This window comes from Paenibacillus sp. sptzw28, assembly GCF_019550795.1.
GTDB lineage: Bacteria > Bacillota > Bacilli > Paenibacillales > Paenibacillaceae > Paenibacillus_Z.
On record NZ_CP080545.1, the window covers coordinates 2,652,665 to 2,674,669 of the forward strand.

Annotated in this window: 19 protein-coding genes and 2 tRNA genes; 14 read left to right on the plus strand and 7 right to left on the minus strand. The window is 51.0% G+C overall.

Annotated features, from left to right (window positions below; translation table 11 throughout):
* The first annotated feature begins 58 nt into the window (after nucleotides 1–58).
* The 5 genes from KZ483_RS11810 (at nucleotide 59) to KZ483_RS11830 (ending at nucleotide 2,096) form a co-directional block, all read left to right on the plus strand.
* Nucleotides 59–628 carry a xanthine phosphoribosyltransferase gene (locus tag KZ483_RS11810; RefSeq protein WP_220352831.1) on the plus strand — a complete coding sequence of 190 codons (570 nt, stop codon included), beginning with the start codon at nucleotides 59–61 and terminating at the stop codon, nucleotides 626–628.
* Nucleotides 629–753: 125 nt separating this feature from the next.
* On the plus strand, nucleotides 754–1,074 hold the full coding sequence (locus KZ483_RS11815) for a hypothetical protein (RefSeq protein ID WP_220352832.1): 321 nt from the start codon (nucleotides 754–756) through the stop codon (nucleotides 1,072–1,074).
* Between the two features lie 94 nt (nucleotides 1,075–1,168).
* The gene (locus KZ483_RS11820) at nucleotides 1,169–1,411 is read left to right on the plus strand and encodes a hypothetical protein (RefSeq protein WP_220352833.1); all 243 of its coding nucleotides are present in this window, start codon (nucleotides 1,169–1,171) and stop codon (nucleotides 1,409–1,411) included.
* A 90-nt stretch (nucleotides 1,412–1,501) separates the two neighbouring features.
* The gene (locus KZ483_RS11825) at nucleotides 1,502–1,885 is read left to right on the plus strand and encodes a TFIIB-type zinc ribbon-containing protein (protein ID WP_220352834.1); all 384 of its coding nucleotides are present in this window, start codon (nucleotides 1,502–1,504) and stop codon (nucleotides 1,883–1,885) included.
* Between the two features lie 124 nt (nucleotides 1,886–2,009).
* Nucleotides 2,010–2,096 (plus strand) — tRNA-Leu (locus KZ483_RS11830).
* Nucleotides 2,097–2,246: 150 nt separating this feature from the next.
* Here the strand turns inward: KZ483_RS11830 and KZ483_RS11835 are convergent.
* From KZ483_RS11835 to KZ483_RS11855, 5 genes are all read right to left on the minus strand, one after another.
* The gene (locus KZ483_RS11835) at nucleotides 2,247–3,935 is read right to left on the minus strand and encodes a GMC oxidoreductase (protein ID WP_397376170.1); all 1,689 of its coding nucleotides are present in this window, start codon (nucleotides 3,933–3,935) and stop codon (nucleotides 2,247–2,249) included.
* 101 nt (nucleotides 3,936–4,036) lie between these two features.
* The gene (locus tag KZ483_RS11840; RefSeq protein WP_220352836.1) at nucleotides 4,037–5,185 is read right to left on the minus strand and encodes a GerAB/ArcD/ProY family transporter; all 1,149 of its coding nucleotides are present in this window, start codon (nucleotides 5,183–5,185) and stop codon (nucleotides 4,037–4,039) included.
* On the minus strand, nucleotides 5,182–5,427 hold the full coding sequence (locus tag KZ483_RS11845; RefSeq protein ID WP_220352837.1) for a hypothetical protein: 246 nt from the start codon (nucleotides 5,425–5,427) through the stop codon (nucleotides 5,182–5,184). Before KZ483_RS11845 ends, KZ483_RS11840 begins: the two co-directional genes overlap by 4 nt.
* Nucleotides 5,428–5,463: 36 nt before the next feature.
* Entirely contained in the window at nucleotides 5,464–6,615 is a 1,152-nt protein-coding gene (locus KZ483_RS11850; RefSeq protein WP_220352838.1) for a Ger(x)C family spore germination protein, read from the minus strand.
* Nucleotides 6,616–6,633: 18 nt separating this feature from the next.
* Nucleotides 6,634–8,235: a spore germination protein gene (locus KZ483_RS11855; RefSeq protein WP_258881662.1), complete on the minus strand. Its 1,602-nt coding sequence runs from the start codon at nucleotides 8,233–8,235 to the stop codon at nucleotides 6,634–6,636.
* Nucleotides 8,236–8,654: 419 nt separating this feature from the next.
* Between KZ483_RS11855 and KZ483_RS11860 the strand changes: the two genes are divergently transcribed.
* The 8 genes from KZ483_RS11860 to KZ483_RS11895 all read left to right on the plus strand — a co-directional run bounded on the left by KZ483_RS11860 (nucleotide 8,655) and on the right by KZ483_RS11895 (nucleotide 19,779).
* Nucleotides 8,655–9,620, plus strand: coding sequence for an ABC transporter permease (locus tag KZ483_RS11860; protein WP_220352839.1), 966 nt, complete (start codon nucleotides 8,655–8,657; stop codon nucleotides 9,618–9,620).
* Between the two features lie 19 nt (nucleotides 9,621–9,639).
* Nucleotides 9,640–10,524 (plus strand): carbohydrate ABC transporter permease, encoded by an 885-nt coding sequence (locus tag KZ483_RS11865; RefSeq protein WP_220352840.1) that lies wholly within the window; start codon nucleotides 9,640–9,642, stop codon nucleotides 10,522–10,524.
* Nucleotides 10,525–10,625: 101 nt separating this feature from the next.
* The gene (locus tag KZ483_RS11870) at nucleotides 10,626–12,239 is read left to right on the plus strand and encodes an extracellular solute-binding protein (RefSeq protein WP_220352841.1); all 1,614 of its coding nucleotides are present in this window, start codon (nucleotides 10,626–10,628) and stop codon (nucleotides 12,237–12,239) included.
* 319 nt (nucleotides 12,240–12,558) lie between these two features.
* Nucleotides 12,559–14,877: a helix-turn-helix domain-containing protein gene (locus tag KZ483_RS11875; RefSeq protein WP_220352842.1), complete on the plus strand. Its 2,319-nt coding sequence runs from the start codon at nucleotides 12,559–12,561 to the stop codon at nucleotides 14,875–14,877.
* A 197-nt stretch (nucleotides 14,878–15,074) separates the two neighbouring features.
* On the plus strand, nucleotides 15,075–17,696 hold the full coding sequence (locus tag KZ483_RS11880) for an exo-rhamnogalacturonan lyase family protein (protein WP_258881663.1): 2,622 nt from the start codon (nucleotides 15,075–15,077) through the stop codon (nucleotides 17,694–17,696).
* A 62-nt stretch (nucleotides 17,697–17,758) separates the two neighbouring features.
* Nucleotides 17,759–18,436, plus strand: a complete 678-nt coding sequence (locus KZ483_RS11885) for a DUF1961 family protein (RefSeq protein WP_220352844.1) — start codon at nucleotides 17,759–17,761, stop codon at nucleotides 18,434–18,436.
* 205 nt (nucleotides 18,437–18,641) lie between these two features.
* On the plus strand, nucleotides 18,642–19,604 hold the full coding sequence (locus KZ483_RS11890; RefSeq protein WP_220352845.1) for an MraY family glycosyltransferase: 963 nt from the start codon (nucleotides 18,642–18,644) through the stop codon (nucleotides 19,602–19,604).
* A gap of 88 nt (nucleotides 19,605–19,692) precedes the next feature.
* Nucleotides 19,693–19,779, plus strand: a tRNA-Leu gene (locus KZ483_RS11895).
* A gap of 67 nt (nucleotides 19,780–19,846) precedes the next feature.
* Here KZ483_RS11895 and KZ483_RS11900 read toward each other — a convergent pair.
* The gene (locus KZ483_RS11900) at nucleotides 19,847–20,608 is read right to left on the minus strand and encodes an N-acetylmuramoyl-L-alanine amidase family protein (protein WP_220352846.1); all 762 of its coding nucleotides are present in this window, start codon (nucleotides 20,606–20,608) and stop codon (nucleotides 19,847–19,849) included.
* A 140-nt stretch (nucleotides 20,609–20,748) separates the two neighbouring features.
* Between KZ483_RS11900 and KZ483_RS11905 the strand changes: the two genes are divergently transcribed.
* A complete protein-coding gene (locus tag KZ483_RS11905) occupies nucleotides 20,749–20,946 on the plus strand; it encodes a YqzE family protein (RefSeq protein ID WP_220352847.1) in 198 nt (65 codons plus the stop codon).
* 12 nt (nucleotides 20,947–20,958) lie between these two features.
* Here KZ483_RS11905 and KZ483_RS11910 read toward each other — a convergent pair whose 3' ends face one another.
* Nucleotides 20,959–21,855, minus strand: coding sequence for a hypothetical protein (locus tag KZ483_RS11910; protein ID WP_220352848.1), 897 nt, complete (start codon nucleotides 21,853–21,855; stop codon nucleotides 20,959–20,961).
* Between the last annotated feature and the right edge of the window lie 150 nt (nucleotides 21,856–22,005).

The following is a 22,005-nucleotide window of genomic DNA, read 5'->3' on the forward strand; positions in this document are numbered from 1 at the left end:
GAAGCCTGCCCCGCTTATGGTACGTTAACGGAAAAGGGTACTCGGTGGAGGGAAAGCGATGGAACTGTTAAAAGAACGCATTTTACGCGAAGCTACCGTTATAAACAACGATGTGCTGAAGCTTGATGCTTTGTTGAATCATCAGGTTGATCCGATGCTGACGTCAGAGATGGGTAAGGAGTTTGCACGCCGGTTCGCCGAGCAGGCCATAACGAAGGTTATAACTGTAGAATCGTCCGGTATTCCGGTAGCATTCACAACCGCCTTGTCCATGGGGGTCCCGCTTCTCTTCGCGCGCCGCAAGAAAACGTTGATCGCCGACCCGGACGCGTTGACCGAGCGTGTACCGTCGTTTACGAAAGGGATTGTAACCGACATTATGGTATCCCGTCAATTCTTGACGCCGGATGATACCGTATTGTTTATTGACGATATCATTGCCAACGGCGACGCCGCCCGGGGTCTTATTAAGATCATTGAACGCTCAGGCGCGAAGCTTGCGGGGCTTGGCATCGTTGTGGAAAAATCGTTTCAAGCCGGTGCCAGGACTATACGCGAACAGGGAATCCGCGTCGAATCACTCGTACAAATCGCATCGCTAGAAGGCGGTCAGATTCGCTTTCTTTAACTTCGTCACTTGCGCAGTGTCAGTCGATATCTTCACAATCAACAAAATGTTCCACAATCAGCATCTTTTCGAGCACCTTGTTTTGACTTATAATGTTCATAGTGACCGAGAGGAGGCACAAGAGCATGGGGAATCTATCGGCAGATTTTTTACAAAGCAAATTGTCAGACGCTAAAACTCATTTTGAGCGCGCGCTCGATTGCAAGCATACGGAATTTGATGACTTATATCCTTATATGATCGAGCATCCGCAATTTTTCTGGTATAAACGGTATGTTGCCTGGTCAGAATTATTAACAATCGTCAAATTGTCCGAGGAGCTTGAAATGGACTGGAAGCCGCAATTTTCACAGAAACAGGCTGAGTACATTACAAGCCGTGTTATGTCTTCACGCGTACTCGACGAATGGTATGAAACAAATGATTCGAAAGAGCATGTAAGCTAATAAATATACCAGGCATAAAGACCTCAATGAATGTGCAGGCTGCAGCATTGAGGTCTTTTGTATATAGCTGTTGGAGCAGGAGGAAGAGACGAGCGTGATTTCTGAGCAGCAATTGGACGATTACCGCGTGGAAGGAATACAAGTGCGTGTTGTGCGCGACGCGATGGAAACGAACGATATCGTCGGTATCGTCGTTGCCTGGGATGAGGAAAGCGTAGTTATTCGCAGGCCTAACCGACGAGTCGTAAAGCTTAGCCGCAGGTATGTGTATGAGCCGGCTTCACAGCCCCGGACCAACATCCTGGAAGACGGCGGCAGCAATGGGCAGCCCGGTTAACCAAGGTTCCATGAAACCGGCCGTGCGATTATTCGTATAGCATAAGGTGCGGTTAAGCTGACGCCGTAACCCGAAAGGAGAATGATGACTTTGAAATGTCCGGTATGTGAAGACAGCCGTATGCGGGAAGTGGAGAAGGACGGCGTGCTCATTGATGTTTGCCCCTCTTGTAAAGGAGTGTGGTTGGACCGGGGAGAACTCGACAAGTTAATGCAGGGAATGCGCGAAATGCAGGCCCAATATGACCGTATGGAGCGGCATGTCAGCAGCGATGACACGTATAACCGAATGGAGCGGCATGTCGGCAGCGATGACAGATATGACCGTGTGGAGCGGCATGTCGGCAGCGACGACAGACAGTGGGAATATCGCGCCGGCGATTATTCTCACGGAAACAGCGGGTACGACAAACACGGCAGGCCGTATAAGAAGAAGAAAACGATGTTCGACGTGTTGGGCGATCTCTTTGAGTAACTTCATACTTCGGACATATTATTAGAAAATTAGAACTTTACCGGTCATTATTGACTACAAATTGACGCGATGCTAAGATAAGAAACGTGATTGCGGGAAGGAACCTTCTACAGCAATAGCATATGCGGTCGTGGCGGAATTGGCAGACGCGCTAGATTCAGGTTCTAGTGGTGTAACAGCCGTGGAGGTTCGAGTCCTCTCGACCGCACCATACTTATTAACGGATTCCAGCCTTCGGGCTGGATTTTTTATTTTTGCGGGCGCTTCTACATAAACCGGAACGCTATTACTCTGAGACTGACATTCTTTATCGGGGTGTAGGGTGTCCGCCGAAACACATCCTTCATGATATTAATATAAATCAAACTATATTGGGAATGGCCGCATTACAACGGGCAATGTAGTCCGCCGTTCTTATGGCAAGGGCAATCGTCGTTAATGTCTGATTTTCGGCGCCGGTGTCGGGCAGGGCGCTGTTATCGGCCACAAACAACCCGGAAATTCCATGGATTTGCCCATAAGGATCCGCGCCTGATACGGAAGGGTCGTTCCCGATTCTGCACGTGCCTGCGTCATGATGCAAATTGCCGAATGGAGTAAGGCATATTGCCGGCCTATTGTCCCGTGAAGCCAAACGAATACCTGCGTCCGCGGCTAAGCGACGGATCCCGTCCGCCATTTCCCGAACCACACTCCAGTCGTCCGGGCTTAATGAGAAATGCACCTTTATCTGGGGCACGCCATATTCGTCGATATTAGCATAATCAAGCTCGATCCGGTTCTCATAACGGGATTGAATTTTACCGTATCCATACATGTTGGCGTCCGTTTCCGTCTCGGGTGGCCTTTCCATGGCTACCGGGTACCAATAAAACGCTTCCGGTCCCGTAAGCAGGACGGAGTAGCGATTGACTGGCGTTTGCGGGATCATAATGTTCAATGGCCCGAGCGGGACAGGGAACTGATTCGTGTTTATTCGTCCCGTCGCCTGAATAAACGTCTGATTCGTCAGATAGTGCCCGATAGCCCCGGTTTGAATTCCGGAAGAGAGCAGAAGGCGGGGTGTTTCAAAAGTACTCGCACATACAACAACAGTTTTTGCCCGCAAATTGTAAGCCTGTTTATCCGGAGTCATCACTTTGACGCCGGCGACTCTCCCTTGGCTGTGCAGAATTTGAACGGCACGCGCGTTCACCGCCAAATCGAACGGCCGCTCATTCAGCGCTCTGGCCAATAAAGAGATGGAACTGGTAAACATGTCGGTATGAATCCGCCCGAACGAGTGGGGCTCAATATCGGCAGCGACCGGAAGCGGCGAGGCTTTGGAGTAGCCGCGCATCCAGAGTCTCTCCAGCAGAATCTCAGTAAACGAAGAGCCCTCGGCGAAAGAAGGGGTGACGTTCATAACCAGCTCCGCTACGCCGTAATAGCTTTCCAACTCCTGTAGAGGAATAGGCCATTTTGCCAAATCCCATTCATGCATCCGTGGTGAGAACGCATACCAGAACAGCGTTCTCCCGCCGAGCGCAAATACCTGTCTTGCGTCGGGATATTCCGGGATTGCTCCGGGTAACGGGCTGGAGATGTAATTGAAGTAGGCGGTAAGACGATCCTGATTCATGGTCGGCAGGTTCCGTGCATGCATTTGCAGGACCTGCCCTCCACGCTCGATGATTCCAATCCGTTTTCTCTCACGCTTCCATTGCTCGCACAATCTCCACAGCACCGCTCCCCCTCCTGCACCGGAGCCTACAATGAGTACGTCGTATTCGGTCCTCGCCATTTGTTCAATCGGCGTAAGCGGGATCCAGTTCGTTAGTATGGGGCTGGGCCCTGTCGGGCATATCGGGATCGTATTGTTCAATTGTACGAATGGATTGAATATCCTGTCGGATCCAACTGAATCCGGCAGAATGACTTGCGAACCTGCGATGACCTGATCGGGGTCTTCGATGTGTGGATTGAGCCTGACCAGGTTCTGAGGGGGTATGAGTAAATTGAGCGCGATGCTTCGGAGTGTCTCCTTCTCGTGAGCGATCCATATTCTCAAGGCATTCACTCCTCATCCGAATTGTGCTTGCCGCAGTTTGTTTGAACAATTATTTATATTTCAAACATTCCGCGTTAATGACAGCCGGATATGCGCTCCCGTTATGCGCCGCCTCCTTCAGGTATGTTCTTGGAAGCAACCGCTTCCTTATCGGGGTCGGTGAACATATCTTTGTAGAACGCGGCTGCTGCCACGATAAGAAGCGGGAGAACATAAACCCCGGCCACCCAGAGCGGATGGACGACGAGAACCATCTCCTCCCATTCCTGCAGCGAATCAGGTAAGGTTAGCGCCAGTAAAAAGGTAGTTACACAAAGCGGATTTGTAAGTAAACGATCGTTGCGAAGCTTGAACACTTCCGTAATGATCAGTTGAATAATGTAAACCGTAATCGTTGCTTTCATAAGAGAACCCGCAATCATGGCCATCCCGACAACGGCTTCGATCCTTTCAATAATATCGCCGACCTCGACCATTTGCGCGGTCACGAATATGGAGTACTTCTTTTCCGAGGCCATCGGACCCAGCTCCATAATCGTACACAGAGTCGAAATGATCAGAACGGCGCCGTTTGCCAGCATCGCCCAGATGAGAGCCTTTTTGAGCGGCTTTGACTGCTTGGCCCGGGCGAATGGCAGCAGCATCGTGAACAATACCACTTCTCCGTATGGAAAGCCGAACGTCAGATAACTTCCCAATAGAGCCGGCTTTAAGCCTTCTGGAAACACAGGACGCAGAAATTCAGGATGGTACTGAGGAAGCAATAGAAGCAATACCAACGCCCAAAAGATCATTACGACTATAACTAACATGCTGAACATGCGAGCCATGGACTCGATACCACCGCGAATCAGAAATGCGACAAGCAGGTAAAGCAGCCCCATGAACACGTAGTCGGGCGTTTCCGGCAGCATCATGCTGGTCATAAAAGCGGAAACGTCGATAATAATGCCCGAAGCCATATGAAACGCCATAGTTAAAATCAAGCAGGCAAGAATAACGGTAGGCCATCGCCCGATCGTCTTGTTGCTGTATCCGATAAAGGTTAATCCTGGATGGAGACGATGCAGGTAAAACATGATATTTAGCAGTAGAAGGCCGACGGAGAGCGAAATCAGAATCGACACCCATGCGGCGTTCAATGCCATGGTGACAAGCGGTCCGGGTATGATAATCAAGGCTGAACCGGTTACATAAGCAAAATACAGTGTGCCCATTTGGGTGATGCTGACCGTTTCCTGATCCTTCATGTCGGCTTCACAGTCAAATATTCGACGATCATCCTAGATGGTTTGGTGAAGACAATATCGATAATCGAATGTAAATCCGGCAGCTCGGCCTTCATGATATAATCGGCGCTCAGATACAGTGTAAAGAACATGATCCCGAAATAGAGCCTCTTTCCACGTACCATAGCATCCCTTAATATCTTAACATCCGTGGAAAAGGCAAGGGTGTACATGATTAGCAAAACAATTATTTTCTCCAGCATGTTTTTCCTCCTCACAGAACGGGGCTGCTTTATGGACTACTTGGCGGATACCGGTTTTCCAACAACGGTCAATGTATTGCCGATAATAATATCGACCTTGATCTCAAACTTGGCTTCCGAGTAGCGTTTGTCCCAATCTTTCTTCCAGACCTTCCATAACTTTGGATCATTTCGGTATATTTGATTTCCAAGTCCGATCAAATCAATTTTTTCTTTCTGGGTAAGTTTAATCGTCTCCTGAAGCTGTTTTTCCACCAGTTTTCTGACTTTCTTATCGAATTTCGCCAGATCCTCACGTTTCTCAAGCTTCGTGCATTTTAATTCCCCAATATTACCTCTAATCCTCACGAAAGCTTTCACTGTAAGAGGCGCTGATTTCAGCTCCGGTTTTAATTTGGTCGAGACCGATTGGATTTCGATGGATTCGTAGTTTTCGGCATCCTTGGCTCGTTTCGCGCAGGGGACTTGAAGGATCCCTGATTTGTACACGCCCGAGAGCATAAGCACATTTTCTGTTTGTTTACCCGATAACGTTCCAATCATTTTGCCTTTTTTGATCATCGCCATGCCGGGTAATATCACGATGTCCTTCTTTATGGATGCTAAAGGAAGGCCGATATTGGGAACCTGGCTTTTGAGGGCGTGAGCTAATTGAAGCAGGTTAATGCTGGGGACTTTTCCCGTTACATATTCTCCGCTTTCCTGCATTCTGTTTAGCTGGTGAGTGACCGTTTGTTCGATTAAAGGCTTAATGTTCAGGAATTTGCTTGCAGCACCTTCCGAGATCAGTATCTTTGTATTCAAGCGCGGTTCATGATCACGGTAAAAAAATTCGAGCAGGGAAATCAGGTTTTCCCTCTTTGCTGTTTTATCATCGATAATGATGACGCGCATATGACTCCATTGCGCCTTTCGTCCGAGATGCAGCGTTATATCGCGGACGGCATCAAATACCGATTGGCTTCTGGTATTTATGTTGACAAAGGATGTCCCTTGTTTACCGCCCTGACCGCCGGCCTTTTGTCCAGGCCTATACAATTGGACACTAAGCTTCAGTGTTCCGGGACTCTGTTGGTCAATCGCGACCCCCATAATGAACCCTTTGTCAGGTAATTCCACTCTGTTCCAGCAGCCGGTTTGCGTTATCGAGAGAATCAGAAGAATGAGAGACAGCTGAAGCCGTTTCATCAGGATATCATTCCTTCTTCATTCGGAATGTTGTGGCGTCGTTTTGGATTTATGTTCTCGGCGAAGTGTTCGATTTGTATATTTCAGCGGTATGCGAACGAAAACATCAAGAATCTGGAGAGGACGCAGCGGCTGGAGCGGAGCCAGATATGGCTGGCCAAGCGAGCGCATGTTCGACATATGCCATAATATCGCCAATAGTCCGAACATAAGTCCGAAACCTCCCAGTGCGGCCGATAACGCCATCAGCGGAAACCGCAGAATACGCAGGGCGATCGCCATGTTATATTGAGGGATTGCGAATGATGCAATTCCCGTCAATGACACGATAATAACCATAATCGGCGAAGTGAGTCCCGCATTGATCGCCGCTTCCCCTATAACGAGAGCACCTACGATGCTCACGGCTGAACCGATGGGGCGCGGGAGCCTGATCCCGGCTTCCCGAAGCAGCTCGAAGAAGAAATCCATAACCAGCGCTTCGACAAATGCCGGAAACGGTATACCTTCACGAGTATCCAGGATGGTGAGAAGTAATACCGTAGGGATCATTTCAGAATGAAACGTTGTCAGCGCTATGTAAATACTGGGGAGCGTCAAGGCAAGGAAAAAGGCTACGATTCGAAGCCAACGTATCATCGTGGAGTATACCGTGCGCTGATAATAATCTTCGCTCGACTGGAGAAGCTCTACGAACAAACCCGGACAAATGAGCATAGTTCCGGTTCCCTGCACCAATACAACGATTTTTCCATCCAGCAGCGCGGCGACCGCTACATCCGGACGCTCTGTAACACGAAACTGGGGAAACGGTGAGTATATCGAATCCTGAAGTATCTCTTCTACATAAGATGTCTCCAGCACTTCTATTTCTTTCACATTCGTAATGCGGCGTTTGAACTCCGCCAACAGCTCATCATCGACGATGCCTTCCAGATAACCGTAAACAACAGTCGTTTTGGTTTCGCCGCCGCCGTTTGTCTTTTCCAATTTAAACTTCGTGCTTTTCAGCCGATTGCGCAGAAGACCAATGTTTTTCTTTAAATTCTCTACTGTGCTCTCTCTTGGACCTTGCACCACTACTTCATTGGTCGGTTCACTAATCTGTCTCGTTTCCACTCCGGATGCTTCGAAAACAAGCGCTTTGTCCCAACCGTCGTAGAATATAGCCAAATATCCACTCAGTACCTTATCCACGACCGATTCGAAATCGTAGACCATTATTGCCGACTCTTCCGAAACCCCGCTCTCTTCGAAATACTGGATGAGGCTCTCCGTCGTTACTTCCGTCCCCGGTCCCACCTCATGCGTGACAAGGTCCTGGAGCACGGACTTCATATAATTGACTTTCTTTCTCTGAATGATCGTGTCGAAATAAATAGACATAGCCTGCCTCGACATGTCGGGACCAAATTTCCAGGGTAAAAAAGTCATGTCGGTACAGTTGCGGAAAATCTCTTCAAGACGCTGTTTATTATCTTCGAGCTTCGTCGATATGGGCGTTTTAGGAGGCGAATCCTCACCGGAATTCTGGTCAGTTCCTTCTGTACTTTGTGCGGTATTATTAGGTGCCGCTCCCATGCTGCCGCTGTCATTTGAGGATGTGGTATTATTAGGCAAGATTATCACCTCCTGTAAACTAGTATGCGGAAGCTTGGTAACATTTATGCGGAGTCCGCGCCTTCAGCCGAAGGGTGAAACGTTCATGTGCAAATGGAAATCGGGCGCGGCTCACGATGGTCGCCCTGGCCATTCGTACAGCTGACCATATTATTCGGCGAGTCAGAGGATCGCCCTTGTAATGTTTTTTAAGCTTCAGCTGGCGGCTGGGGCTTTTTTTTGTTGTCTGGAGCTTGAAGGAAAGCATGGCCATGAGCACTTTTCCCGCGGATTGCAACAAAGTGCAAATCCGGCAAAACATGCGGGCCACGCATTAAGGTGCATTCAAAAATGTCTGATTGATGGAAAATAGCGGTTCCTCCACAATTGGTTTATACCGCTTTGGGGGCGGTGTTATCCAAATCGGAGGTGAACGGGCTATGAGGTACCTGACAACGGGAAGTAAAACGCGGATTCCGAATGAGCAGCGGCAGGTGTTTCGGACGAGCGCGTTCGGGAGGCTGAAGCGGGATAAATGGATGTATCTGCTGCTCATGCCGGGGATTTTGTATTTTATCATATTCAAATATGTCCCGATGTGGGGCATTCTGCTTGCCTTCAAAAATTACCAGCCGTTTACTGGCTTCTGGAAGAGTGAATGGGTCGGATTGGAACACTTTCAGGTGTTCTTCCAGAATCCCGATTTCTACAATTTGCTCAGAAACACACTGGTGCTGTCCTTTTACAATCTGGTCTTTTTCTTTCCCACTCCGATCATACTGGCTCTGCTTTTGAATGAAATCCGGTTGGCTCTGTTTAAACGAACCGTCCAAACGCTAATTTATGTGCCGCATTTTATTTCGATGGTTATTGTGGCCAGTATCAGCTATGTGTTTCTGACAACGGAGGGCGGAGTGATTAACGAGCTGCTCTTCCAATATACCGGGCAGAAAATCAATTTCCTCGGCAGTCCGGAATGGTTCAGGCCGATGATTATTCTGCAGACTATATGGAAGGAGTCCGGCTGGGGCACGATCATTTTCCTGGCCGCATTGTCGGGTGTCGATGTTGAGCAGTATGAAGCGGCAACCGTCGACGGCGCCAGGCGGTGGAGGCAGTTATGGCATATCACGCTTCCGGCGGTTCGAAGCACGATCGTCATTCTGCTCATCCTGCGGATGGGGGATATTCTGGAGAACGGCTTTGAGCAAATTTATTTGATGCAAAACGCGCTGAACCGGGAAGTCTCCGAGGTCTTTGATACTTATGTCTATATAATGGGGATTACGCAGGGAGCGTTCAGCTACAGCACCGCCGTAGGACTGTTCAAAGCTATAGTGGGCGTCATTCTCGTACTCTCGGCAAACTATTTGGCCAAAAGGTTTGGTCAATCCGGCATTTATTGAAGAAGGGAGCAGATTATCGATGGGCAAACGATACCGAAGCGTCTCGGGAACGGTGTTCGACATGTTCAATTACGTCTTTCTTGCGGGGTTTGCCGTTTGCGCGATTATCCCGTTCGTGTACGTCATTTCCGGATCCTTCGCGACCGATGTGGAACTGACACAGCGCTCGTTCTTCCTCATTCCGAAGACATTCTCGATCAATGCGTACACATTCATATTCTCGACCGATACGATTATACGCAGCATTGGTGTCTCAATGTATGTAACGACCGTCGGTACGATCGTCAACCTGTTCTTCACAGTGACAATGGCTTACCCGCTTGCAAGGCGCAGCCTGATGGGCCGCAATACGATCCTCAATCTGGTCGTATTCTCGATGCTGTTCGGCGGGGGAATGATCCCAACCTATCTGGTGGTGAGGGAGCTCGGACTGCTCGATTCCTATTGGGCGCTCATCCTTCCCGGAGCGATCAGCGCCTTCAACTTGATCATCGTCAAAAATTTTTTCCAGGAACTGCCTCCGGGTCTGGAGGAAGCGGCCCGGATTGACGGCTGTACGGAGCTCGGGCTGCTCTGGCGAATCGTTCTGCCGCTGTCGAAGCCGGTGCTTGCGACATTCGCTTTATTCTATGCGGTAGGGCATTGGAACAATTTCTTCTCGGCTCTGCTATATATTAACGATCCGGCCAAATGGCCTTTGCAGGTGATGCTTCGGCAGATCGTCTTGCTCTCTCAAGCTGCGGCAGGTAACATGAACGAGATGGATCCGAACTTTGTGCAGCCGCCGGAGCAATCGATCAAGATGGCTGTTATCGTTGTGGGAACCGTGCCCATTCTGCTTGTCTACCCTTTCTTGCAGAAGCATTTTGCCAAGGGGGTCATGATCGGTTCGATCAAAGGGTAGGTTATTGTTCGCAGCGCCTGGAAGGAGGGATAAGAGAGCAGTCAAGAAGGCGGTGCGGTCGTATATTATACAAATTCCATCATTTTAAGGGAGGTTTTATTATGGTGCTCAGTACACAGAAACAGACGAAGCGGTGGACTTACATACTGTTGGCCGGTGCGCTCGCCTTAACGTCGGTCGCCGGATGCTCGCCGCAAAGCGGCGGCAATAATCAGGGAACGAAGCCCGCCGTATCCGAAACCGGAACGGATAAAGAAGGCAATGCGGGAGGGGCTGCTAAGGAAGGGCCGGTCAACATTGACATCATGCTCCCTATATTCAAAACAAATTATCCGAAGGACGACAGCCCCGTCGCAGCGGAAATCGAGAAGAAAACGAACTCGAACCTCCATTTGGAATGGGTTCCGAACTCCTCTTACGGAGATAAATTTAATATAACGCTCGCTTCGGGAAAGCTCCCTACGGTGATGTACGTGCCCGATGTCAAGTCGCCAAGCTTCGTCAATGCGGTGAAAGCGGGAGCATTCTGGGAGGTAGGTCCGTATTTGAAGGATTATCCGAATCTCAGCAAAGCGAATCCGATCATACTCAATAACACGACAATCGACGGCAAGGTGTACGGCATTTACCGGGGACGGGCGCTCGGCCGCAACGGCCTCGTTTACCGAAAGGATTGGCTTGAGAATTTGGGCCTTCAGGAGCCGAAGACGATCGACGATTTCTACAACATGCTGAAAGCGTTTACGAACGATGACCCTGACAAGGACGGAAAGAAGGATACGTATGGAATGACGCTCGTCAAATGGACGGGCGGCTGGGCAAGCGGCTTCGATATTATTTCCACTTGGTTCGGCGCGCCGACCGGGTGGGGCGAGGACGCGAGCGGCAAGCTGATGCCGGCCTTCCTGACACCGGAATATTTCGAAGCGCTTAAGTTTATGAAGAAGCTGTATGACGAGAAGCTGATCAACGCCGATTTTGCAGTCATGGATTCTGCGAAATGGACTGATCCGATCGTAAACGGCCAGTCTGGCGCAATCGTGGATGTGCTTGATAACGCGGCCCGGATTAATGACAAAATTCAAGCGGCGCTCAAGCAGACGGGTAATGATGAGCCGAATAAGATGTACACGGACGTCGTGAATTCGCTGGAAGGGCCCAAAGGCCTTCGTGCCCGGCCAACCAGCGGTTATGCCGGAATGCTTGCGATTTCCAAAACCTCCGTCAAGACGGAGGATGAGCTGCGCCGCATATTGACATTCATCGATCAGATGAGCGAACCGGAGCTGCAGACGCTGGCCGGCTATGGTATCGAAGGCAAGCATTATACGAAAGTGGAAGGAGGTATCGAGCCTGTCAAGAACCCTACGCTGCTCGAATCCGAAGTGGAAGGTCTGAACCAGATGCTCACGTTTATTCCGGAGGACCATGGACTCAAGGTCGTCCAGACGCCGATTCGCGTCAAGCAGACGGAAGCTATGAAGGCTAATGAGGCGATCGTAGTCGCCAATCCGGCTGAACCGCTCCTGTCAACCGTTTATTCGCAAAAAGGTGCGCAGCTTGATAATATAATCAACGATGCTAGAATTAAATATGTCGTCGGTCAAATCGACGAGGCAGCCTTCCGGTCGGCGATCGATGTTTGGCGAAAGACCGGCGGAGACGATCTGATCAAGGAAATGAATGAGTTGTACGCAGCTTCCAATAATAAATAATGAACAGCCGTTGACCGGAACACCCGCTGAGAGCAAGCGGGTGTTTTTTTGTGCTGTTTTCGCCCAATGAACGCAGGTAACCGCTCTTAACGTTCAGAATCCGGTGATTTAGCGGGCTGCAATCAAAAAAATACTAGGAACGTAAAAAAGTCCAACCGCATTAAGGTTCATAAAGCACTTGTTTTGCAGGGAACTGCTGGGTTAAGGTGAGTGTAGGCTGCTTAGTAACCACTTCTTATTTGTCCGAGTAAATCGACAAATGTAAGCCCGTATGGAGAGCAAGCCGTGAATTTAATTTTTTGATTCGGTTGGTGAGAAGATGATAAGCGAATTGAAATTCAAATGGGGCGGCCGCTTCCGGCCTGCATCGGGAAGCCGCGGCAAGCATTACCGGAAAAGCCTGATCTTGATTTTATTCGTCTCAGGCATTCCGGGTCTTATCATAGGCGCCATTGTATACTTTTGGGCGGGCGGCCGAATTGAAAGCGAGCTGCACCAGCTGCACAACCGGCAAATCGAGCAGCGGGCTCATGATTTCGATGTGCAGCTGACCAACCTGGAAATGACGGCTGCCCACTGGGCATTCGATCCGCAGTTCGATTACAGCCTCAGCGGGTTCGACTTTATCGCCGGTTACGAGAAATCGCGGGATTTAACGAAAACACTGCTTGTGATGCAGGGTTCTAACACGCTGACCAAACGTGTCGAGATGTATGTTCAGGATGGCCGTCATATTTTGTTTAATCCGGAGTACGGTGTGGTGGAGCAGCCTGGTGCGGTGAAGCGTTACGAGGAATTGCTGAATTCCGGCTCCTCGATGTATTGGCGCTTGTGGGCGTTCGATCCGAGCCGCCCCGAAAGTAAGGATTTAACGCTTGTACATAAGATTCCGGGCGGGAGCATGCCGGCGGCGGGGGCCATAATCATCCGGCTTGATCAGGCAAAGATGAGCGGACTTCTCAAATCGATGTCGCCTTACGATGACGGGAAAACGTTTCTTTTCCACGAGTCGGGAAGCCTGATTGCATCCGAGAACGGCAGCAGCGAGTTTATGCGAAGCCTTCAAGCACAAATTGCCTCATACGGAAAAGGCCAAGGATTGTTTTATTTCGATTGGAATCATGTGACCTACTCGGTCTCTTATGGTACGTTTACCAGAATCGGAAGCGACTGGATGTACGTCTCGGCTGCGCCGATAACGGCAATTACCGCACCGGTCCTCATTATATCCAAAGTGATTTTGTTCGTCAGCACGGCCGTTCTGCTGCTCGCGCTGGTCTTGGCGTGGCTCGCCTCGCGAAGCATATACTATCCGATCGAGCGGCTCGTAAGCAGACTGGGCGGCGGGCACCGCCATGAAGACGAATTTATGCTGATCGAGCGGGAATGGACGCATTTGAACCGGGAAAGCCTCGAGCTTCACAACCGTTTGGAGCATCAGCTTCCCCACGTCAAGGAGAGCTTTCTGCTGCAGCTCATTCAAGGCTATCTTTACGCCTATTCCGAGCAGGATTTAATCGACCGGATGAGGCTTTACAGGTGGGAAGTGGATGAGAGGCAGTTTGTTATTCTATATATCCGGTTTACGGGCTTTACCCTGCCTGACGGCCGGTTTTCGCAGGGAGACGAAGGGCTGGCAACCTTCGCAGCGGTTAATATTATCGAAGAGCTTGCAGCCGAGAGGTTCAATCAGTCCAATGTGCTCAATTTCCACGACTTGTCGGCAGGACTGCTGATAACCACGCGGAAAGACGATTCCTATTTGCAGCCACTTCGCGATTTATGCGATCGGATAACACAGGCGATCAATCATATCCTGCACATGCATGTGACGATAGCTGTCAGTAATCCCACGCCTTCAATCTCACGCATTCCGCTGCTGTTCGAGGAAGCGAAGCTGGCGGTCAGCTACCGCATTTTCGACAATGACAATCAGCTGATCGATATGGATCGGGTGAATTCCGCCGAGGATGCGCAGGAGCCCCGATATCCGTTTGCTCAGGAACGCGATATCATTCAATCGATGCGGGTGGGCAGAATGGCAGAGACCGAATCCCATCTTTGCGAATTTCTGAAAGCGCTGTCGGTAAACGGCGCGAAGGAGATCGACGTCCAGCAGGGGATGCTTCACCTGCTCGGGAGCATCCAGCATGCGATACTCATCTCCGGCATCAATCCGAACCGTTTGTTCAAAGGGGCGAATATGTATGAGCTTCTGTCCCAGATCAGGGAGCCCGAACGGATCCTCGCCTGGTTCAGGGATAAAGTTATCCGTCCCTTCATGCGCGAGCTTGATGAGCGCTCAGGCGCTCAGGTGAAGCGGATGGTCGAGGAGACGATGATCTATATACAGCAAAATTTCATGCGGGATATCTCTTTGGATAACTGCGCCGACCTTACCGGGACAAATCCGTATTTTCTCAGCAAGACGTTCAAGCAGGTAACCGGCAAAAATTTTATCGACTATTTGACCGAGCTTCGCATGGAGCGGGCGAAGGAGCTCCTTCGTGAATCGGAGCTGAAGATCAATGACGTTGCGGTAACGGTCGGCTACCAGCACAGCTATTTCAATCGGATATTCCGCAAGCAGGAGGGCATGACGCCAACCCAGTACCGTGAGCTCAGCCGGGCCAATTGAAGAAGCTCATGGCGCGGAGCAGCGTCGTGGTTTGACGTGTCCCGCCGGATTGATTCGGGAGCTGCAAAAAAGTGCGAACAAATCAAAAAATGACAATAGATGGATGCAGATGCGGCAAAAATGTGCAATTGCGGGCAAAAGGCCGCTCTTCTATCATGAGATTGATCAAGTCTCATTATAGGGGAGTGGGCTTTCAAATGACTGATTTTCCCGTCATCAGCCTGCGCGGACTTACGCTTGATAAGCCGCTTGCAGGCGGAATCACCTGGGGAGTGCCATGGGAGGAAGGCGTGCTGCAGCGGAGCGATTCGCTTACAATGATAAGCGGCTCGGGCGCCGCTGTTCCGCTGCAGAGCTGGCCCGCGGCTTATTGGCCTGACGGCAGCGTCAAATGGTCGGCCCATGCGGCGGTTTGTCCGGAAGCCGGTGCATCCGATTACCGCCTATCCAAGGGCGACCCTGCGCAGAGTGCTGCACCTGTTTCCGTCGTGGAGACCGCATATCAGATAGTCGTCGATACGGGACGTATTGTGTGCACGCTTAATAAGCAAGGCGCTGATCTCATTGCCGCTATAACCTGCGGCGGCACCGAGATCTGCAGCGGCGGCCGGCTCGTCGCCGTCAAGGAGGAGCAGTTCATAACCAGCGGAGGCAGGACGCTTAAGGAAACCTCTTTTCGGAGCAGGATTCACTCTGTCAAGGTCGAGCAGAGCGGTCCGGTGCGCAGTGTAATCAAATTCGACGGGAGACATGCTGCTTCGGAAGGCTCCGGGGCGGAATGGCTGCCTTTCTCGCTGCGTCTGTATTTCTATGCGGGAGAAGGGCGGATCAAGGCCGTTCACACGCTATTCTATGACGGCAATCCGCATGAGGATTTTATCAAGGGAGTCGGGATCGCCTTTACCGTTCCGATGAGGGGGAGCTTGTACAACCGTCACGTACGGTTTGCCGGGGACGATGGTTTTTTCACGGAATCACCCAAATCGCTGCAAACGCGGAGAACTAAGGGCCGGTATTCCGATCTCCATACCCGGCAGGCAGACGGCGGGAAGGTGGCCTTTAACCGGGATGAGGACTCTTCGTTTCTCAGTCTGCTGGAGGAATCGGCAGTATGGGACGATTTCAAGCTCGTACAGGAATCATCGGGGCAGTTCCGGGTCTCCAAGCGTACGAAGCAGGAATGCTGCTGGCTGAAGGCCGCTTCGGGACGCAGAGCGGGCGGCCTCGGTTATGTGGGCGGCGAAGGAGGAGGTCTTGCCGCCGGTCTAAGGAATTTCTGGCAGAAGCATCCCGCATCCATTAATATCACAGGTGCGGCACAGAATCAGGCGGATCTGACAGTGTGGTTCTGGTCGCCGGACTGCCAGGCGATGGACATGCGCCATTACGATACGTTGACGCATGTGGAATCGGCCTATGAAGGCGCGGTGGAAATGCGTGCGACACCTTATGGCGTCGCTAACACCAGCGAGATCAGTATTTGGTGCGAGCCCCGAACGCCGGATTTAGACGCACTGAACGAAATGGTGCGGCGGACGCAGGAGCCGGCCCTCCTTGTTTGCGAACCGGAGCATTATTATAAGACGCGGGCATTCGGATACTGGAGCCTGCCCGAGAGGAACACACCGGTAAAAGCCTATTTGGAAGATAGGCTGGAAGGCATTATCGCCTTTTACCAAAGCGAGGTAGAGCAGAGGGACTGGTACGGCTTCTGGGATTACGGCGACTTTATGCACAGTTACGACCCGGTCCGACACGTATGGAACTACGATTTGGGCGGCTGTGCATGGCAAAATACGGAGCTTGCACCGAATATGTGGCTGTGGTACATGTTCCTGCGTTCCGGCCGAGCGGATATCTTCCGTTTGGCTGAAGCGATGACCCGGCACACGAGCGAGGTGGACGTCTATCATTTCGGCGAATATGCGGGACTGGGCTCCCGGCATAACGTGGTCCATTGGGGCTGCGGCTGCAAGGAGGCGCGCATCGGAATGGCGGGGCTTCACCGGTACTATTATTATTTGACGGCCGACGAGAGAATCGGCGATATCATGGATGAGGTCAAGGACTCGGACTTCACAACGGTAAATATCGATCCGATGCGGGCTTATTTTCCCAAAGACGAGCACCCGACTCATATTCGTGTAGGTCCCGATTGGGCGGCTTTCAGCTCGAACTGGATGACGCGTTGGGAGCGCTTCGAAGACAAGGTTTACCGCGACAAAATACTGGTTGGCCTGGACTGCATCAAGAGGGCGCGGTTCAGGCTATTATCGGGGCCAACTTATGGTTACGACCCAACAAGCGGCAAGCTCTCACCGATGGGAGATGACAATTGGGGACGGCATTTGGCAATCTGCATGGGCGGTCCACAGGTGTGGTTTGAGCTTGCAATGATGCTGAGGGACCCGGAGTGGGAGGATATGCTGGCCGAATTCGGCGTGTTCTATAATTTGCCCCGGGAAGAGAAGGAGAAGGCGACCGGCGGAGCGATCAGCCACGACAGCTTCCACCACCCCGTTCTTTCAACTGGAATTGCCGCATTTGGAGCTTATTACAAGAACGATAAGCGGACGGCCGAGCTGGTATGGTCGATTCTGCTGGAAAACGCATATGCCCGGATCAATTTACAGGAAGAGGCTGCAGATCGGCGCTATATGGCTCCCCTTAAGGAGATACCTTGGATAAATACAAATGAGGCGGCGCAGTGGTCGCTAAATACGATTATAAGCCTTGAATTGATAGGGGGCTTCATCCCCGAACGGCTGGAGCAGGATGACCTTGCTGCGATACCCGCGGCGGCGGAAAGGCAGGGCTAACCTAAGGGGAAATCCGTTGTGCAATTATTCATTATCATTACAGGCGAAGTGGAGGAAAACGGATGAGCCTAGAAGGGGAAGGGTGGACGCTCATTTATAATAACCCGCTCGCATGTCCCGAGGATGTTAGTTCGTTCCGAATGGAAGGAGATGCAGCGGTTTCGTTTCCGCTTGGCCGAATGCGGCTTGAGAGCAAACTTCGGCCGGGAGAAGAAGGCATGTCCAATTTCGTATTCTGGTGTTCCGAGACCTTCCCTTCAGATCTGGCGATCGAGTGGGAGTTCAGGGCTCTCCAGGAACCCGGTCTGGCCATGTTGTTCTTCGCTGCGGCGGGGATAGGCGGGCAGGATTTGTTTGACTCGGGGCTGTCTCTGAGAACCGGTGAGTACGGGCAGTATCATTCGGGCGATATGAATGCGTTTCATATGTCGTATTTTCGCAGGCGGTGGACAGAGGAACGGCAGTTTCACACCTGCAATTTGCGCAAAAGTCATGGGTTTCATCTTGTGGCGCAGGGCGGCGATCCGATCCCGGACGTATCCGATTCGGCTGAATCATACAAGCTCCTCATCGTAAAGCTCGGACGGCGGATCGGCCTCCAGATAAACGACCTGCCGATATTCTCATGGGAGGACAACGACAGATCGTTCGGTCCGCCTCTGGCCGAAGGGAAGCTCGGCTTCCGCCAAATGTCGCCGCTCATCGCCGAATACGCTAACCTGAAGGTATATGGACGATAATTCTGTAGAAATTTTAATTAACGCGCGAGTTCGCTTTGCTTACTGGGCTCCCGGCTTAGATGCCGGGGCCTCTTTGTCGTTCAGCGAGCGCCAGGCATTGCAATTAAGCTTTTACATGATTATAATTTCCAATAGTTGCGGCTTTTTATTGAATTCACAGGACGCAGGACGTACGGAACCTCAAACCCGTTTACAAGGAGGATGTATGAGTTATATAGCAGCGTTTATCTCCGCAATTGTTATTGTCATAGTACTTATTCCGCCGCTTCGGACGCTGGCGCTTAAAATAGGTTTTGTAGACAAGCCCCAGTCCAGCAATGAACGAAAGATTCATCGGGAGCCGATCCCATTGACGGCAGGTATTGCGATCTTTGCGGCATTTGTCGTCTTGTACTTGATTTTTGTGCACGATAACTGGGCGAAATCGGGTGCAATCCTTGGAGGAGGCTTATTGATTCTTGTAATCGGCCTCGTCGACGATTGGTACAAAACGCACGGCAAGGAGTTTCCTGCGCTGCCGAAGTTTGTTGTGCAGATGGGCGCCGCCGTACTTGTTTATGCTTCGGGCATTGTGTTCAGCGGGTTCGAGAATCCGATAACAGGCAGTTATTACGCGCTTCCCGAAGCGCTGCAGTTTCTCTTCACGGTGCTCTGGATATTCGGCGTAACTACCGTCATTAATTTCACAGACGGCATAGACGGCCTTGCAAGCGGCCTCTCTGCGATATCGGGCGGAACGCTGCTCGTCGTCGCACTTGTTATGGGCCAGACCGAATCCGCGATGATGGCGACAATACTGGTTGGCGCAGCGCTCGGGTATCTGAAGTTCAACAAACCGCCCGCCAAGGTGTTTATGGGTGATGCGGGGGCGACCTTCCTTGGCTTTATCCTGGCGGTCATCGCACTTGACGGGGCCTTCAAACAGGCGACGGTTATTTCGTTATTTATCCCGGTCTTAGCGCTAAGCGTGCCGATCCTTGACAATGTCCGCGTCGTTATAAGCCGTCTTATAAAGGGTGTTCCGGTGTACAAGGCCGATGCTTCCCAGGCGCACTACGTGCTGCTGAAAACCGGCATGAAGCCTGTTCAGGTCGTTTCATTTCTATATCTTATCAATATTTGCACAGGTCTTTTCTCGATTATTTTGTTATTGATTAGTAATGGATAAATTTAATATTGACTTATAGCGATCAAAACGGTATAGTATTGGATATTGAGCACAAAATCACTTTCTAAATGATTTTGACGCTAAATGTGCGGTCGTGGCGGAATTGGCAGACGCGCTAGATTCAGGTTCTAGTGGTGTAACAGCCGTGGAGGTTCGAGTCCTCTCGACCGCACCAACCATACACATGACAGAGGAAAGCCGAACCGGCTTTCCTTTTTTGTTGTAGTATTTCGGCCGCGGCTTCAACGGAGCAGAATGTAATTTCTCACCCCGGAAGCGATGGCGTCGGCAATTTCAAGCTGTTTACGGGGATCGGTCATCATCTGCCTGTCCCCTTCATTACTTATAAAACCTATCTCGACAATGACTGACGGCTGTTTCACGACATTGAGCAAGTAATACGGTTTTCCTACTTTCGGCAAACGAAATATATGCTGCTGACGGTTCAGTGCATCTTGGATCAGGAAGGCAAGCAGCGCGCTTTCCCCTTCCTGCTGATGAAGGACGAGCGGACCGCGGTGCTTCTCGTCCTTCGCCCAGTTGACATGAAGGCTAACCAGAACCTGGGTCTGAATTTCGTCAGGCAACCCGCCGCGCTGCGACAAGTCGCGTTGATGTCTTGAACGGGTCCGGGCCCAGCGGTTGTCATCGCTCAGTGCATAATCGCTGTTACGGTTAAGAATCGAGCTGATTCCTTTGCTGTTAAGCAGAAGATACAGTTTCTTGCCAATCGCAAGATTGATATCCTTCTCAAGAAGCTCGTTATGATGGGAACCGCCGTCTATGCCCCCGTGTCCTACATCTATGATGACATCAGACGCAGGCAGCGACCTCTTGTAATCAAGGGGAGCCGTTGTTGCGTTCAGCTTATGAAAAGACGAAACCGATACGTCATTTGGGGAAGCATGTATGGGAGAACTGCCGGCCCCGCTGATTGCAATACAAGCGAATATTAGCAGAGCTGAACAATAATAACGATTCCCTGCGGGTAAACGATAGAACATCTGCAATATCCCTCCGTCTGAACATTCTTCTCTTTATCGTTGCTTGCACCAAGGAAACTCATTCATGTTTGAACAAAAATAATTCCGGGGACACTGATTAAGAGCGGGTTACAGGCAATGGAGAAAGGGGGAAGCTTCGGATGGCTGAGAAGGGCGATGAATGGGTTAAATACATGACGGAGCGGTTTGTCAATTTCATGGAGATGCCTCAGGAGGTCAGAAAGCAAAAACGCGAAACAGCCAAGGCGGCTAAAGAGCCCTGGCTGACGAGATGGTTCGGTATTGCGCCTTTCGGGGTTGCTTTATGGTGGCGAACCCGGGGACGGAGACAACGATAATCGGATCTGCGCTTAGCGGTAGAAGCGTCCGCCCCCGGAGATCGTATTGAACGGCACGAAACGGGTACCGCCTTGGTCTTGCTCGAACGCAACATAGTCGGTTTGATTATTCCACCGGTGATAGCCGATTGTCGGCCAAACGAACAGCACGGTCCCATCGTAGAGCTCGGCCGTAAACCGAATTTCCGCTTTGCTGTCAAGAAGCTCGGGGAGACGGCTCAGCTGTGTATGAGTGAGCGGGGACTTAGTCAACCATGGCATCCTTTCATACGGGTCGAAAGCTTTATTGAGATGGGATGAGGAAAGCTTTGTTTCCTCTTCACCGCTTGTAGACTGTGTCGGCCCAAAGGATTGCTTAGTCAGCTGGCGCTCCCATAACTCATTGTTAATTGGCAGCGCTTCACCAGACCACGCGTCCAAATAACGGATCTGCCCGTCAGGCGCCGACCATTTCCATACCGCCAGCAAAGGGTGAACATATAACCGCTCCAGCTTGAGCGGTTTCTTCAGCGCGTCTGAATAAGTATCGAATAAGCCCTGCCGTACCAGCGACTGGTACAGAGTATTCGGATCAAAGGCCGGGTGACTTCCTACCCCATATTCCCCGAGTGAGAAGCCTCCATTCTCCAATGCGTTAACAATCATATAGCCGACCGGCTTACGGTCAACCGACAATGAAACCAACCAACCATGCTGACCGGGACCGATCGGCACAATAACCGGCGCTGCTTTCTTCCACGTCTGGAACTGAGGCTGTGCGGACAGCATCTCGATCCAAGACTGAACGTGTATCTCAAGTTTCGATTTCAATTCCTGAGGGATTGCCGGGCTTGTCCCGGCTGCGGCTGAAACCTGACTGCCGGCGAGCAATAACAGCACAGCCGCATATAGCGGAACCCATTTGCGCATAAGGCTTCTCACCTTCTTCTTCTTATTGTTGTCGTAACGCCATTGTAACGAAGATGCTCCGAAAAGGGTGTAAGAACCTGTCGCGATTAAGCGGACAAGTCCGTTCTAATTTTGCCGTATCGATGCGAACCAACGTGCGAAATTATTGTT